This window comes from Stenotrophomonas sp. YJH_SMC_94-11, from assembly GCF_059370435.1.
In genome coordinates this window covers 283,261-297,784 of sequence record NZ_JCAFTR010000002.1, presented here as the reverse complement: position 1 = coordinate 297,784, position 14,524 = coordinate 283,261, and the positions used below count along the sequence as shown (strand labels likewise).

The 14,524-nt window shown below is 67.5% G+C and carries 13 protein-coding genes; 7 read left to right on the top strand and 6 right to left on the bottom strand.

Annotated elements, in window-relative coordinates; translation table 11 throughout:
* The first annotated feature begins 42 nt into the window (after positions 1–42).
* The 6 genes from hutI (at position 43) to AC5P74_RS05575 (ending at position 9,226) form a co-directional block, all read left to right on the top strand.
* Entirely contained in the window at positions 43–1,266 is a 1,224-nt protein-coding gene (gene hutI / locus AC5P74_RS05600; protein ID WP_070489089.1) for an imidazolonepropionase, read from the top strand.
* Positions 1,263–2,804 (top strand): histidine ammonia-lyase, encoded by a 1,542-nt coding sequence (hutH, locus tag AC5P74_RS05595; protein ID WP_070489023.1) that lies wholly within the window; start codon positions 1,263–1,265, stop codon positions 2,802–2,804. The genes hutI and hutH overlap by 4 nt, the downstream gene beginning before the upstream one ends.
* A complete protein-coding gene (gene hutG, locus AC5P74_RS05590; protein WP_053497287.1) occupies positions 2,801–3,655 on the top strand; it encodes an N-formylglutamate deformylase in 855 nt (284 codons plus the stop codon). Before hutH ends, hutG begins: the two co-directional genes overlap by 4 nt.
* Positions 3,652–5,319 carry a urocanate hydratase gene (gene hutU, locus AC5P74_RS05585; RefSeq protein ID WP_495204824.1) on the top strand — a complete coding sequence of 556 codons (1,668 nt, stop codon included), beginning with the start codon at positions 3,652–3,654 and terminating at the stop codon, positions 5,317–5,319. Before hutG ends, hutU begins: the two co-directional genes overlap by 4 nt.
* Before the next feature lie 164 nt (positions 5,320–5,483).
* The gene (locus AC5P74_RS05580; protein ID WP_495204825.1) at positions 5,484–6,920 is read left to right on the top strand and encodes a serine hydrolase domain-containing protein; all 1,437 of its coding nucleotides are present in this window, start codon (positions 5,484–5,486) and stop codon (positions 6,918–6,920) included.
* Positions 6,921–7,114: 194 nt separating this feature from the next.
* Positions 7,115–9,226 carry a TonB-dependent receptor family protein gene (locus AC5P74_RS05575; RefSeq protein WP_495204826.1) on the top strand — a complete coding sequence of 704 codons (2,112 nt, stop codon included), beginning with the start codon at positions 7,115–7,117 and terminating at the stop codon, positions 9,224–9,226.
* A gap of 46 nt (positions 9,227–9,272) precedes the next feature.
* Here the strand turns inward: AC5P74_RS05575 and AC5P74_RS05570 are convergent, their stop codons facing one another.
* The 4 genes from AC5P74_RS05570 to AC5P74_RS05555 form a co-directional block, all read right to left on the bottom strand.
* The gene (locus AC5P74_RS05570) at positions 9,273–9,791 is read right to left on the bottom strand and encodes a hypothetical protein (RefSeq protein WP_495204827.1); all 519 of its coding nucleotides are present in this window, start codon (positions 9,789–9,791) and stop codon (positions 9,273–9,275) included.
* A gap of 189 nt (positions 9,792–9,980) precedes the next feature.
* Positions 9,981–10,715, bottom strand: coding sequence for a hypothetical protein (locus AC5P74_RS05565; protein WP_495204828.1), 735 nt, complete (start codon positions 10,713–10,715; stop codon positions 9,981–9,983).
* A gap of 198 nt (positions 10,716–10,913) precedes the next feature.
* Positions 10,914–11,297, bottom strand: a complete 384-nt coding sequence (locus AC5P74_RS05560) for a nuclear transport factor 2 family protein (RefSeq protein WP_495204829.1) — start codon at positions 11,295–11,297, stop codon at positions 10,914–10,916.
* 53 nt (positions 11,298–11,350) lie between these two features.
* Positions 11,351–11,926 (bottom strand): TetR/AcrR family transcriptional regulator, encoded by a 576-nt coding sequence (locus AC5P74_RS05555; RefSeq protein ID WP_495204830.1) that lies wholly within the window; start codon positions 11,924–11,926, stop codon positions 11,351–11,353.
* A gap of 69 nt (positions 11,927–11,995) precedes the next feature.
* On the opposite strand from AC5P74_RS05555, the gene AC5P74_RS05550 reads away from it, so the two are divergent.
* Positions 11,996–12,541, top strand: coding sequence for a thioesterase family protein (locus tag AC5P74_RS05550; RefSeq protein ID WP_053497299.1), 546 nt, complete (start codon positions 11,996–11,998; stop codon positions 12,539–12,541).
* 3 nt (positions 12,542–12,544) lie between these two features.
* Here the strand turns inward: AC5P74_RS05550 and AC5P74_RS05545 are convergent, their stop codons facing one another.
* Both AC5P74_RS05545 and AC5P74_RS05540 read right to left on the bottom strand, forming a co-directional pair.
* Positions 12,545–13,267, bottom strand: coding sequence for a hypothetical protein (locus AC5P74_RS05545; protein WP_111127365.1), 723 nt, complete (start codon positions 13,265–13,267; stop codon positions 12,545–12,547).
* Between the two features lie 67 nt (positions 13,268–13,334).
* A complete protein-coding gene (locus tag AC5P74_RS05540; RefSeq protein WP_495204831.1) occupies positions 13,335–14,465 on the bottom strand; it encodes an agmatine deiminase family protein in 1,131 nt (376 codons plus the stop codon).
* Positions 14,466–14,524: the final 59 nt, after the last annotated feature.

The window sequence follows — 14,524 nt, the reverse complement described above, 5'->3', positions numbered from 1 at the left end:
TATATTGTATAGACATATAAGCACAGCCGCGCTGTGGATGCCATGCACGTCGATACCCTCTGGTCCAACGTTCACCTGATCACCCTCGATGGCGAGGGCCTGGGTGTCATCCGCGATGGCGTACTGGCCTGCGCCGAGGGCCGCATCGTCCACGTCGGCGCTGCCGGCAGCGATGCGCACCTGCAGCCGACCACCCGCATCGACGGCGAAGGTCGCTGGATCTCGCCGGGCCTGATCGACTGCCACACCCACCTGGTCTACGCCGGCAACCGCGCCAACGAATTCGAGCAACGCCTGCAGGGCGTCAGCTATGCCGAGATCGCCCGCGCCGGCGGCGGCATCGTCTCCACCGTGCGCGCCACCCGCGCTGCCACGCCCGAGCAACTGGCCAGCGAGAGCCGCCCGCGCCTGCTGGCGATGCGCGCCGAAGGCGTGACCACGATCGAGATCAAGTCCGGCTACGGCCTGACCCTGCCCGACGAACGCAAGCAGCTGCAGGTTGCACGCACGCTGGGCGAGGAATGCCGGGTCAACGTGGTGACCACCTTCCTCGGTGCACACGCGATTCCGCCGGGCCGCGAGGCACAGGAGTACACCGACGAGGTGTGCGAGGTGATGATTCCGGCCATCGCCGCCGAAGGCCTGGCCGAAGCGGTGGACGTGTTCTGCGAGAACATCGCCTTCTCGCCCGCGCAGGCGCGGCAGGTCTTCGAAGCGGCGCGCGCCAACGGGCTGGCGGTGAAGATCCATGCCGAGCAGCTGAGCAACCAGCATGGCGCCGAACTGGCGGCCGGTTTCGGTGCGCTCTCCGCCGACCATATCGAACATCTGGACGATGCCGGGATCGCCGCGATGGCCGCTGCCGGTACCGTCGCCGTGCTGCTGCCCGGTGCTTTCTATTTCACCCGCGATACCACCCTGCCGCCGATCGCCGCGCTGCGTGCGGCCGGCGTGCCGCTCGCGCTGGCCACCGACAGCAACCCGGGCACTTCGCCGCTGACCAGCCCGCTGCTGGCGATGAACATGGGCGCCACCCTGTTCCGCCTGACCGTAGATGAGTGCATCGCCGGCTTCACCCGTGAAGCGGCGCGCGCACTGGGCCACGGCGAGCGCATCGGCCGCCTGGCCGTGGGCATGGACTGCGACCTGGCGATCTGGGATATCGATGCGCCCGCCGACCTGGTCTATCGCATTGGATTCAACCCGCTGCACGCGCGCGTGGTGCGCGGGCAGCCCGACCTGCCTGCCTCCTGGAGCAACGCATGAGCAACACCCTGGTTCTTCGCCCCGGCCATGTCACTCTCGCCCAGTGGCGGCAGGTCTATCGCGGTGCGCCGCTTGCACTGGACCCGGCCGCGCTGCCGGTGGTGCGCGCCAGCGCTGCGGCGGTGGCCGCCATCGTCGCCAAAGGCGCACCGGTGTATGGCATCAACACCGGCTTCGGCAAGCTGGCCAGCGTGCGCATCGAGCGCGAGGACCTGGCCACCCTGCAGCGCAATATCGTGCTCTCGCACGCTGCCGGCGTGGGCGAGCCAATGCCGGCCAGCGTGGTGCGGCTGATGATGGCGCTGAAGCTGGTCAGCCTGGCGCAGGGCGCTTCCGGCGTGCGCGAGGAAACCCTGCTGCTGCTCGAAGCGATGCTCATCAAGGGCGTGCTGCCGGTGGTGCCGGCGCAGGGTTCGGTCGGCGCCTCGGGCGACCTCGCGCCGCTCTCGCATCTGGCCAGCGTGATGCTGGGCGTCGGCGAAGCGTTCATTGGTGACCAACGTCTGCCGGCAACCGACGCACTGGCGCGTGCCGGCCTGCAGCCGATCGAGCTGGGCGCAAAGGAAGGCCTGGCGCTGCTCAACGGCACCCAGTTCTCCACCGCCTACGCGCTGGCCGGCCTGTTCGAGATCGAGACCGTGTTCCAGGCCGCGCTGGTCACCGGCGCGCTGTCGGTGGAAGCGGCCAAGGGCTCGGATACCCCGTTCGACCCGCGCATCCACGCCATCCGCGGCCAGCGCGGGCAGATTGCCGCTGCCGCGACGCTGCGCGCGCTGATGCAGGGCTCGGACATCCGCGAATCGCACCGCGACAACGATGTGCGCGTGCAGGACCCGTACTGCCTGCGCTGCCAGCCGCAGGTGATGGGCGCGGCGCTGGACATCCTGCGCCAGGCCGCAACCACGCTGGAAATCGAAGCCAACGGCGTCTCCGACAATCCGCTGGTGTTCACCGACACCGGCGAAGCACTGTCCGGCGGCAACTTCCACGCCGAGCCGGTGGCCTTCGCCGCCGACATGCTGGCGATGGCGGTGTGCGAGATCGGCTCGATCAGCGAGCGCCGCCTGGCGATGCTGGTGGACCCGGCGCTGTCCGGCCTGCCGGCGTTCCTGACCCCGCGCCCGGGCCTGAATTCCGGCTTCATGATTCCGCAGGTGACCGCGGCTGCACTGGTCTCGGAAAACAAGCAGCGCGCCTACCCGGCCAGCGTTGATTCAATCCCGACCTCGGCCAACCAGGAAGACCATGTGTCGATGGCCGCGCACGGCGCACGCCGCCTGATGCAGATGGCCGAGAACGCCGCCAACGTGATCGGTATCGAACTGCTGGCCGCAGCACAGGGCTGCGACTTCCACGCCCCGCTGCGCTCCAGTGCCGCGCTGGAAAGCGTGCGCGCCACCCTGCGTGCGCAGGTGCCGACACTGGAAGAAGACCGCTACTTCCATCCGGACATGGTGACCGCCACGAATCTGGTGCGCAGCGGTGCGCTGGCGCAGGGCCTGGGCGATCTGTTGCCGACCGTGGAACCGCAGGCATGACGACCCTTCCCGAATGGCTGACGGTCCATGAGGGCGATGCCCCGTTGATCGTCAGCTTCCCGCATACCGGCAGCGAGCTGCCGCATGAGCTGATGGGCGACTACCACTCGCCGTGGCTGGCCCGTCGTGACGCCGATTGGTGGGTGCACGATCTGTACGACTTTGTGCGTGGCATGGGCGCGACCACGGTGCGCTCGGCAATCTCGCGTTCGGTGATCGATCTCAACCGTGACCCCAGCGGGGTCTCGCTGTACCCCGGCCAGAACACGACCGGCCTGTGCCCGCTGACCACCTTCGACAACCAGCCGCTGTACCACGCCGGACGCGAACCGGATGACGCCGAGATCGCGCGGCGTCGCGACACGTATTTCCTGCCTTACCACGATGCGCTGACCGCGCAGATCACCCGCCTGCGCGCGAAGTTCGGCACGGTGGTGGTGTACGACGCACATTCGATCCGCTCACATATTCCGCACCTGTTCGACGGCGAACTGCCGCAGTTCAACCTGGGTACCGCTGGCCCGTCTGGCGCGCCGGACACGTCCTGCGACAACGCCTTGAGCGACGTGGTGGAGAACCTGCTGAAGATCAGTGGCATGAGCCAGGTGCGCAACGGCCGCTTCAAGGGCGGCTGGATCACCCGCCACTACAGCAACATCGCCGGCGGCGTGCACAGCCTGCAGATGGAGCTGGCCTGCCGCGGCTACATGCACGAACCCCTGCCGGACCAGGTGGACGAGCACAGCTGGCCCACCCCGCTCGACCCCGACCACGCCGCACCGCTGCGCCACACCCTGGCGCAGGTGCTCAATGCCTGCCTTGAATTCGCTACGAACCGGAGCGCCGCATGACCCGCAACGACCCGTCCCGCACCATCACCGCGCCGACCGGCACCACGCTGAACGCCAAGAGCTGGCTGACCGAAGCGCCGCTGCGCATGCTGATGAACAACCTGCACCCCGATGTGGCCGAGCGCCCGCAGGAACTGGTGGTGTACGGCGGCATCGGCCGCGCCGCACGCGACTGGGAGAGCTTCGATGCCATCGTCGAAACGCTCAAGCGCCTGGACGACGACCAGACCCTGCTCGTGCAGTCGGGCAAGCCGGTGGGCGTGTTCCGCACCCACGCCGATGCGCCGCGCGTGCTGATCGCCAATTCCAACCTGGTACCGCGCTGGGCCAACTGGGACCACTTCAACGAGCTGGATAGAAAGGGCCTGGCCATGTACGGCCAGATGACCGCAGGCAGCTGGATCTACATCGGCGCGCAGGGCATCGTGCAGGGCACCTACGAGACCTTCGTGGAGATGGGGCGCCAGCATTTCGGTGGCGACCTGACCGGGAAGTGGCTGTTCACCGGTGGCCTCGGCGGCATGGGCGGCGCACAGCCGCTGGCCGCCGTGATGGCCGGCGCCTCCTGCCTGGCCGTCGAGTGCCGCAAGAGCAGCATCGACATGCGCCTGCGCACCGGCTACCTGGACACCTGGACCGACAACCTGGACGAAGCGCTGCGCCTGATCGATGAAGCCTGCAAGGCCGGCACGCCGAGGTCGGTGGGCCTGCTCGGCAACGTCGCCGACGTGCTGGCCGAACTGCTCAAGCGCGGCGTGAAGCCGGACCTGCTGACCGACCAGACCTCCGCGCACGACCCGGTGAACGGCTACCTGCCGCAGGGCTGGACCGTCGAGCAATGGGACGAAAAGCGCGTGTCCGCGCCGAAGGAAGTGGAGAAAGCAGCGCGCGCGTCGATGGCCAACCATATCCGCGCCATGCTCGGCTTCCACGCACTCGGCGTGCCGACCGTGGACTACGGCAACAACCTGCGGCAGATGGCGCTGGAAGAAGGCGTGGAGAACGCGTTCGACTTCCCCGGCTTCGTGCCGGCCTACATCCGCCCGCTGTTCTGCCGCGGCATCGGCCCGTTCCGCTGGGCGGCACTGAGTGGCGACCCGGAAGACATCGCCAAGACCGATGCCAAGGTGAAGGAACTGATTCCGGACAATCCCCACCTGCACCGCTGGCTGGACATGGCCGCCGAGAAGATCAAGTTCCAGGGCCTGCCGGCGCGCATCTGCTGGGTCGGCCTGGGTGATCGCGATCGACTCGGCCTGGCGTTCAACGAGATGGTCGCCAACGGCGAACTGAAGGCGCCGGTGGTGATCGGCCGCGACCACCTGGACAGCGGCAGCGTGGCCTCGCCAAACCGCGAAACCGAAGCGATGGCCGATGGCTCCGACGCGGTGTCCGACTGGCCGCTGCTGAACGCCCTGCTCAACACCGCCAGCGGCGCGACCTGGGTCTCGCTGCACCATGGCGGCGGCGTGGGCATGGGCTTCTCCCAGCATGCCGGCATGGTGATCGTCTGCGACGGTACCGAGGCAGCGGCGAAGCGGATTGGCCGCGTGCTGTGGAACGACCCGGCCACCGGCGTCATGCGCCACGCCGATGCGGGCTATGAGATCGCGATCGACTGCGCGAAGGAAAAGGGGCTGGATCTGCCGGGGATCCTGGGCTGATCGCAGGGGTGCCGGCCCGCGGCCGGCACTACCCGAAAGCACCTGTAGAGCCGAGCCATGCTCGGCTCATTTTTCCGGGTGCATGATGCCTGGCCCGAAGGCAGCCGAGCATGGGCTCGGCTCTACATGCCAAGATGCGCCATCACCGCTGATGGATCACCGCGATGTACCGCACCTTTGCTGCTGCATTGCTCTGCGTCCTGTTCGCTGCTCCGCCCGCATCAGCGAGTGACCTCTCCGCCGGCCTCTCTACCCAGCTCGACGCCCAACTGCAGGCCAACCTCGAACGCTACGGCATCGCCGGTCAGGCGGTACTGGTCGCCCACAACGGCCAGGTGCTGTACCAGGGCGCCAGCGGCGAACGTGATCGCGCTACGCACACACCTGCCGCCGTCGATTCCATCTTCGCCGCGCAGTCCATGGCTAAATTGCTGACAAGCACGCTGGTGATGCAACTGGTGGACGAGGGCAAGGTGGATCTTGACGCGCCGGCCAGCCGTTATGTTCCGGACCTGCCGATTGCATGGCAGGCAATCCACGTGCGCGACTTCCTCAACCACAGCTCGGGTATCGGCGAGTACTACAATCGGGTGGATAACCGCTGGGTGAGCAAGGGCTACCCCGGTGTAGCGCCTGACCTTGGCACTGCGCTGAAGGTGGCCGGCGCTGCACCGATGCAGTTCGCCACCGGCAGCCGCGTGCAGTACACCCAGGCCAACTACCTGGTGCTGACGGCGTTGCTGGAAGCGCACTACCGCAAGCCCTACCCGGCCATCGCGCGCGAACGTATCCTGCAGCCATTGAAGATGGCCAGCACCTCGTGGGGCGTTGCCAGCGTGCCGGCCCGGCGCGCGGCGGTGCCGTACATCGGCAAGGATGGCCAACTGCAGCCTGCCAATGAAGATCCCTGGCCGGACTACGGCTGGGGCCATGCCGATCTGCAGACCACCGTGGGCGACATGAACCGCTTCCTGCAGGCGCTGGCGACCGGCACGCTGGTGCGTACGGAGACCCTGGAAAAGCTCTGGCAGCCGCAGAAACTGAGCGGTGGCGGCAGCAATTTCTTCTCCACCGGATGGGACACCACCCGCAGCGACGGCTACACCCAGGTCGGCCATGATGGCGGCACCCATGTACGTGCGCGGCTGGCGTACAAGGACACGCTGGCCGACGGCTACTGGGTGTTCGTGTACCTGACCAACGGCAGCGCCCGCAATGTCTGGTCCAGCACGCTGGTGGAGAGCACGATGGCGGTCGCGGCGCCGCAGGCGTTTCCGCACGCGGTGCTGTCCGAGCGGCTGGTCGCGTATGCGCTGGATGATGATGCAGGCGCTGCCCAGGCGATACGCAGTTGGTTGCGCGATAACAACCGGGTGGCGGGCAGCGAGCTGGAACGAGCGATCAACGCCAGCGGCTATGCCATCCGCGAGAGCCTTGGTGCACGCAGGGCGTTGAAGGTATTCGCCCTCAACACCGAGCTGTATCCGGATTCGGCCAATGTGTGGGACAGCCTGGCCGAGTGTCATGCGGCATTGGGCGAGAAGGAAGCAGCTGATCAGTTCTACGCAAAGTCGAAGACGCTGACGAAACCCTCGCCATAAACCCTGCTGTAGAGCCGAGCCCATGCTCGGCTGCTCTTCGTCGCGATGGCAGACAACCCGCGCTGCGCGCGATTAGCCGAGCGTGGGCTCGGCTCTACAGGAACGCGGCGGGCGGCCATACGCCGCCGATGGGTGACGTGGCGCCGTCGACCTGTTAACTTGCGCGCCACATTCGTGGTTTACAGCATTTCCGTATGTCGCTCTCGTCGTACCGCCCCATCCCCTCGCTGCTGTCTCTGACCGTTTCCCTTGGCCTCGCCTCCACTGCCGCTGCAGTCCCGCAGACCACCACGCTGGATGCGGTGCAGGTCACCGCTGCTGGCGATGCCAGCGCGCAGGCGCGCGAGGCGCTGAAGCGCGTACCCGGCGCCAGCAACGTCATCGACGTGACCAAAGCCGACAGCCGACTGTCCAGCAGTGCCGATGTGCTGGCCTACCAGCCGGGCATCAGCGCGCAGTCGCCGGGCAACGAGGGCACCAAGATCTCGATCCGGGGCTCGGGCATCAACCGCGGGCCGGGCGCGCATGCCTCGGGCATTGCGGTGTCGATCGACGGCCTGCCGCTGACCGGCCCAGGTGGCACGCCTTACGAACTGCTGGAACCCCTGTGGCTGTCGCGCGTGGAAGTCCTGCGCGGCGCCAACGGCTTCGAGCGCGGCGCGCTCGCGCTGGGCGGTGCCATCGACTACGTCAGCCGCAGCGGCCGTGATTCGGCGGGCGTGCAGCTGCACTACGAAGCCGGCAGCCGTGGCTACCAGAAGCGTGGCCTCAGCTGGGGCGGCGTCAACGGCGATGTCGACTACTTCCTGGCCTACACCGATACCGAGTTCGACGGTTACCAGCGCCATGCACACGGCGACGGCAAGGGCGCGATGGCCAACATCGGCTGGCAGATCACGCCCGATCTGCAGACGCGCTTCTTCGTGCGCTACCGCGAAACCAATCACGAAACGCCCGGTCGCTTGACCCGCGACCAGATCCGCAACGATCCACATGCCGCGAATGCGGCCAACCTGGCCATCGATGCGCGCCGCCCGCAGCCGGGCAGCACCTGGGTGGGCAATGTCACCACGCTGCAGATCGATGAGGATTCGTCGCTGCAGGCCGGGCTGGTCTACCACACCTACCCGATGGACTTGAACGAGAGCCTGTACCGCCAGCAGCTGGACTACGCCAACCTCAACGCCACACTGGACTACCGCCACCGCCACCGGCTGTTCGGGCTGGACAGCGAGACCACGGTCGGCCTGCGTGTCACCCATGACCTGGATGCCGATGTGCGCGAGTCGCTGCGCTTTGCCAGCAACGGCTATACCGCCGGCACGCGCACGCGCGACTTCCGCCACCACGGCACCGACAGCACACTGCACGTCAGCAACACCCTCGCCTTCAATGACCGCCTGCGCATGCAGGCTGGGCTGGCGCTGATCAACACCCGCCGCGATGTGCAGGTGACCTGGCCAAGCAGCGGCGGCCGCCTGCGTGACCACGACTGGGACTACGCACCGCGACTGGGCTTTACCTGGCAGCACAGCGCGCAGACCCAGTGGTTCGGCAACCTCAGCCGTTCGGTGGAGGCACCGCACCCGTGGTCGATGATCTGGGGCTCGAACCAGTACTTCGGGCCGGGCGATGGCCCGTCTACCGGCCGCCAGCGCGCGCCGGTGCCGATGCAGAACCAGACCGCCACCACGCTGGAACTGGGCGCGCGAGGTGATTCGGCGCTGGGTCGCTGGGAACTGACCGGCTACTACGCCCACGTGAACCACGAACTGCTGAGCGTCGAACTGCAACCGCTGCCGAACCTGTTCATCGCCGAGAACAATGCCAGCCCCACCGTGCACCGCGGTATCGAAGCCGGATTGGACAGCACGCTGTGGCAGGCTGCGCCGGGCCGCCTGTCGCTGCGCCAGGCGTATACCTTCAGCGACTTCCGCTACCGCCACGATGCACGTTTCGGCAGCAACCGCCTGCCCGGCCTGCCGCGCCACGCCTACCAGGCCGAGCTGCGCTTCGATCATGCATCCGGCCTGTACGCGGCACTGAACACCGAATACGCCTCGCGCATCGCGGTGGACTACGCCAACAGCTACTGGGCCGACAGCCATTTTATTTTCGGCAGCCGCATCGGCTACGACGCCCCCGGCGGTCGCTGGCAGGCCTGGGCGGAGATGCGCAACATCGGCAACCGCCACTATGCCGCCACGGTCACACCGGGCTACGACGATGCCGGCAGGGATGTCGCCCGCTCGACACCGGGCGAAGGTCGTGGCGTCTACGCAGGTGTGCGCTGGCGCTTTGATTGATGGCAGAAGGCGGCGCCGGGCGTGATCCGGCGCCGCCGTTCCTGGGTCAGCCGATACGCCACGCTGGCAGGCGCTCGCTGCGCTTCCAGATGGAAGGCGCGAAGCCGATCAGCACCAGTGCCGCCAGCCACTTCGGCGACGTACTCAGCAGCGTGGAACCGAGCGAGCCGTCGCTGGGTGCGAGCTGCTCCTGCCAAGGGTTGTAACCCAGGTAGAGGATGCTGCCGGCCCACCACAGCAACGCTGCGCCGATGCCCACCAGCAACAGGGACAGCGTGCGGCAGGTCCAGCGCTGCGAGGTGGTTCCCCACTCGCGGGACACCGCTACCAGCAGACCCACCACCAGCAGCGACACCAGTGCCACCAGGCCGATATCAACCTTCGGTCCAATGCGCTCATAGGCGCAGGCGCGGCATTGCGCCTCTTCCGCGGCAGTGCCGGCTTCAGCGCCATCGCCCTGCCCGGCTGCCGGCTGCGCCAGTGCTGCAAACGGCAACCACACCGCCAGCAGCGTCACCATGATCCAGCGAAACAACGTCCTGTTCCTGCGTGCAGCGACATCCATGCGCTCTTCCTCGTCAGTGGTTGTGTGTCTCAGTGGGCGTTCGGCCATCCAGCGCCCCGGTTCCCGATGCAGTACGACAAGCTCCGGATAGGTGAAACCACCAGGATACGAATCCTCGGCGACCGCGATCATAGCCCACTGTTCAGGGCGGCTGAAAACAGGTCGGGACCAGGCCAGGAAGCAACCGCATTACAGCCCCTGGATGACCTGCAGCAGGTGGCTCGCACCCGGCACGAGTTCCTCAGCAAGCCAGCCCAGCACCGCGAAGAACAGCAATAGGCCGATCAGCGGCCAGACCGTGTTCGACACGCATACCCGCCACCATCCCTGCTCGTGCATGCCCTGCATGCGCCGGTACAGGCCGCCGGCGATCGCCGCATCCACCAGCAGTTCGGCCATCAGCACCGGCGCCGACCACACCACCCACACGCTGGCCAGCAGGACGGTCGCCACCAGCGCGACGATGCCGAGGATGGCCAGCAACGGCAAGCCCGCTTCGTCTTCAGCGAGCCCGGCCAACGGCAGCTCTCCGGCGTCGCCACTGCTCACCGATGCCGGCTCGTTCCACGAGGCCGACGCACCGCCACCGCCGGAACGGCCGCCGGCGCCGCTCCACGGTGATTCCACGGCACTGCCGCGAGGGGATGGGCTGCCACCGCCCACATCCGGCGACAGGCCATCCAGTACGTTGTCCCAACGCCAGCGGATCCAGATCCACATCAGCAGCAGGAATACGCCGTAGGCCAGCACGACGGCCATCGGGTAGCGAAACCACATCGCGTCGATACCGGCCAGGCGCAGCAGGTGCGAGGCAAGAAAACCTGCAGCGCCGGTCAGGGCGACGATCAGCGCCATCTGCAGGCGTGGCCAACCACGCTGCTGCAGGTGCCGGCGCGCACGCACGACTTCGCTGCCGCGGTTCATCGGCAATGTCAGTGAACTGCGTGAAAAATGGCGCGAGCGCTTCACGCCGCCGCCAGGGGGCAGGTGGCATCGCGGCCAGGGACCTCGGGAACCTGATGCTGCATGCGGACATCCTTGCCGGGCACGCGTAGGCGGTGTTGGGCGGATTCTACCGCGGGCAGCTCCGCTGTCCAGACGGCGGTTCCAAGCGGCCGTTCCTCAGCTGCGATCAACGATCCGTTCGATGCGGTCACCCGCGAACACGAACTCGCTCTGGCCCTGCAGTTCCAGCTCAGTGCCCGCACGCGGTCCATCGGGAACATCCTGTGCGAACACGCCGCGCCAGCCAATCGTCGCCGTCGCCCGATCACCATCGAACACCAGCGCCAGCAAGCGCTGTTCGCGCTCCAGGAACAGGCGCGCAGACTGGCGTGCCAGTTCGCCAAAGGCATCGACGCCTTCGGTGACCATCGTCAGCTGGCCGCCGCTGTGGTTCTCGAAGCGTACGTTGTGCGCCAGCACCGCCAGCATGGCGTCGATATCGAAGCGGTTGTAGGCCTGCAGGTAGTGCTCGATCAACTGACGATGGTGCGATTCGTCCATGGCGGCATCCAGTCGTGGGCTGCTGGCGAGTCTGGCCTGTCGGCACCGGCCGATCAAGGCCGCGTGGCCGCCTTCAGCAGCTGCGCGGCCACCTGATCGAACGGGGCGATGTCCTGCAGCGCACGGCACATCGCCACCGCCCCCTCCACGCTGGCGATCACCAGGCTGGCCAGCTCAGCCGCTGCTGGCGGGGCGTGTCCTTCGGCGACGAATGCCGAGGCGAGGTGGCCGTGCCAGCGTGCGAACACCTCGGCGGCCGCCGCGCGGGGTTGGCTGGGTGTCGCCTCCACCGGCTCCTCCACGGCAGCGGCCAGCACCGGGCAGCCAGCGCGGAACCCGGAGCGCAGCAGACGCTCGCGCCACATCGCAAGGAACTGCTGCAGGCCCTGTACCGCCCCACCCTTCAACAGCTCCACCAGCAGCGCCTCCACCTTGTCGCCGGCCATGTGGGTGGCGCGCGCCAGCAGCTCCTGCTTGCCGCCGGGAAAGTGATGGTAGGTGGAGCCCAATGGCGCCTCGGCCAGCTTGGTCACTTCGCGGATGCTGGTGGCATTGAGGCCCACCCGCGCCAGCATCTGCGCCGCGGCATCGATCACGCGCTGTGGGGCATCGGACGGTCGCGGGCTCACGGCGGTCTCCTTGCTAAGACAGTCGTCATAGATTAGCGTACCGGCGATTCTATAACAGTCGTCATAGCCATGAATCTCTGGTTCCGTCTGCTCCACCTGCTGCTGTGCAGCCTGTTCCGGCCGAAGCTGGAGGCCCCGTTCGGGGTCTCGCGGCTGCAGTTCCGGGTGCTGCCCAACGACCTGGACAGCAACCTGCACATGACCAACGGCCGCTACTGGAACATCTTCGACCTGGGCCGGCTGGACCTGATCCTGCGCATGGGTCTGGGCCGGGTGGCGCTGCGCGAGAAGTGGGCGCCGATCGTCGGCGCCGGCACCATCCAGTTCCGCCGCGAATTGAAGCCGTTCCAGCGCTTCACCCTGGAAACACGACTGGTGGGCTGGGTCGGCTCGCGCGGCATCATGGAGCAGCGCGTGCTGATCGGTGCCGAGCAGAAGATCGCCACGCGCGCGTTGCTGGTCACCGGCATCTACGACCGCCGCGCGCGCCAGTTCCTGGGCATGCCGAAGATGATGGAAGCGATCGGTGTGGTTGCCCCGCCCTCGCCGCCGCTCGGTGCGGCCGCCGAAGCGTTGCTGGCGGCCGATGCAGCGTTGAAGCAGGACGATGCCTGAGCTTCAGGGGGCGGCCAGCGGCACCGCGTGCAGTTTGCGCGATACGACCTGGGTGCGCCCTCCCACATGCAGCACGTACTCGAAGGACTGCCGCATGCGGCTGTACGCGCCACCCTCCGGCACGCCGTAGTTGGCGCCCACGCTGAGGGTATGCCGGCCTGGCGGCAACGGCTTGAGCATCACCCAGTAGCCGTCGGCGGCGGCCAGCCGTGAGTCTGCGTCATCGTCATCCATGCGGAAGCAGCCTTCACTGCGCACCCGATGCATGCGCATGTCGCCCAGGGGTTGGCCATCCAGCAGCACTACTGCACTGATCAGATAATCGTTGTTGACCGCCGCCCCCGCCTGCAGCTCCTTGCAGGACACAGACTCATCCACCTGGTAGTGCGCCATGTTGATGATCGGCAGCAACAGGTACTTGCCCGCCGGCACCACGCATTCGCGATGTGGCCGGAAACGGCCATTGGTGCCGGCCAGGTTCCAGACCGGGCCTTCCTGGCCCACATCGCATACACGGCCATCCGGGTCGAGATAGGGCGCGCCGCCCTGGGCGTCGGCCCAGCGCCACCAGCGGGCGGTCCATTCGGCCAGTGAAACTCCGGCCACCGGCTCACGCGTCAGCGGCGAAGGCGCCGCCGTGTCTGCACTGAACGCCGGTACGGCCGCCAGCAGCAGTGCCATCGTTGCGCCGCTGCGGCGCAGCCATCCCTGGATTCCCTTCCGCATCACCCACCCCATCGTCCCTGGCGGCCACGCTGCGTGGCCAGCTTCGGCGCCACTGTACCTTGGCCGACTACACCTTCGGTATGTTCTTGGTCACGCAATGGATGCCGCCACCGCCGCCGGCAATCGCATCGATGTCCACCTGCTCGATCACACGGCCGGGATACATGTCTTCCAGCAGTTCACGGCAGACACCATCGGCTTCGTCGTCACCGAACTGCGGCGCGACCACGGCGCCGTTGATCGGCAGGTAGTTGATGTAGCCCATGGCCAGATCGTCGTTGTCGCGGGTATGCACGTTGTCGCGCCCGTCCAGCGGCGGCGGCAGCGTGTGCACCTGCAGGCGACGGCCATCGGCATCGGTGGCCCCGCGCAGGATGTCCAGGTGCTCGCGGGTCAGATCGTAGTCGTAGGACTCCGGATCATTGTCCAGGTTGGCGATCACCACGCCCGGGCGCGCGAAGCGCGCATAGGAATCCACGTGCGCATCGGTGATGTCCTCGCCGGCGATGCCGGGCAGCCAGATCACCTTGCGCAGGCCGAGGTGGTGCTTCAGCTCCGCCTCGATATCCGCGCGCGACCAGTCCGGATTGCGGTTGCGGTTCACCCAGCAGCTCTCGGTGAGAATCGCGGTACCGTGGCCATCAACTTCGATGCCGCCGCCCTCGCCCACCAGGTCGCTTTCCAACAGCGTGGCGCCGGTCACCTGCGCCAGCCACGGCGCCACGGCGCCATCGTTGCGCGCCCTCTGCTTGCCGCCCCAGCCATTGAAGTTGAAGTCGACCAGGCCCAGCCCGCCATGACCATCCGTGACGAAGCAGCCGCCGTAATCGCGCACCCAGATGTCATCCAGCGGAACCTCGAGGAACTCGATGTTGTCGCGGCCGCAGCGGTCCTGCGCCTGCTTCAACTGCGCCGGGCGGCACAGCACGCTGACCGGCTGGTGGGGGGCGATGGTACGGGCCAGCCGCGCCACGGCGGTGTTCACCGCATCAGCCTGCGCGCCCCAGACCCGAGGCTGCGCGGCGAAGGCCAGGAAAACGCGCTCCTGCGGGCCGTGCTCGTCCGGCATGCGCCAGATGCCCGCACCCGGCCCCGCTGCGGACACGCGGCCCGGCAGCCCGGCCAGGCCAAGAGCGGCCAGGCCACCAAGACCGGCGGCGCCCGCCAGCTGGGTGAGGAAGTGACGACGGTTGCTCATGACAGGCTCCATGGCCGGTGTGGGATGGGCGCCATGCTGCGCTTGCCGACACATAAGAA

Coding starts and splice junctions, on each gene's coding strand:
- AC5P74_RS05580 (WP_495204825.1), top strand. CDS start 5,484: ATGTACCGCACCTTTGCTGCTGCATTGCTCTGCGTCCTGTTCGCTGCT.
- AC5P74_RS05540 (WP_495204831.1), bottom strand. CDS start 14,465: ATGAGCAACCGTCGTCACTTCCTCACCCAGCTGGCGGGCGCCGCCGGT.
- AC5P74_RS05570 (WP_495204827.1), bottom strand. CDS start 9,791: ATGGATGTCGCTGCACGCAGGAACAGGACGTTGTTTCGCTGGATCATG.
- AC5P74_RS05575 (WP_495204826.1), top strand. CDS start 7,115: ATGTCGCTCTCGTCGTACCGCCCCATCCCCTCGCTGCTGTCTCTGACC.
- AC5P74_RS05550 (WP_053497299.1), top strand. CDS start 11,996: ATGAATCTCTGGTTCCGTCTGCTCCACCTGCTGCTGTGCAGCCTGTTC.
- hutH (WP_070489023.1), top strand. CDS start 1,263: ATGAGCAACACCCTGGTTCTTCGCCCCGGCCATGTCACTCTCGCCCAG.
- AC5P74_RS05545 (WP_111127365.1), bottom strand. CDS start 13,267: ATGCGGAAGGGAATCCAGGGATGGCTGCGCCGCAGCGGCGCAACGATG.
- hutI (WP_070489089.1), top strand. CDS start 43: ATGCACGTCGATACCCTCTGGTCCAACGTTCACCTGATCACCCTCGAT.
- hutG (WP_053497287.1), top strand. CDS start 2,801: ATGACGACCCTTCCCGAATGGCTGACGGTCCATGAGGGCGATGCCCCG.
- AC5P74_RS05565 (WP_495204828.1), bottom strand. CDS start 10,715: ATGAACCGCGGCAGCGAAGTCGTGCGTGCGCGCCGGCACCTGCAGCAG.
- hutU (WP_495204824.1), top strand. CDS start 3,652: ATGACCCGCAACGACCCGTCCCGCACCATCACCGCGCCGACCGGCACC.
- AC5P74_RS05560 (WP_495204829.1), bottom strand. CDS start 11,297: ATGGACGAATCGCACCATCGTCAGTTGATCGAGCACTACCTGCAGGCC.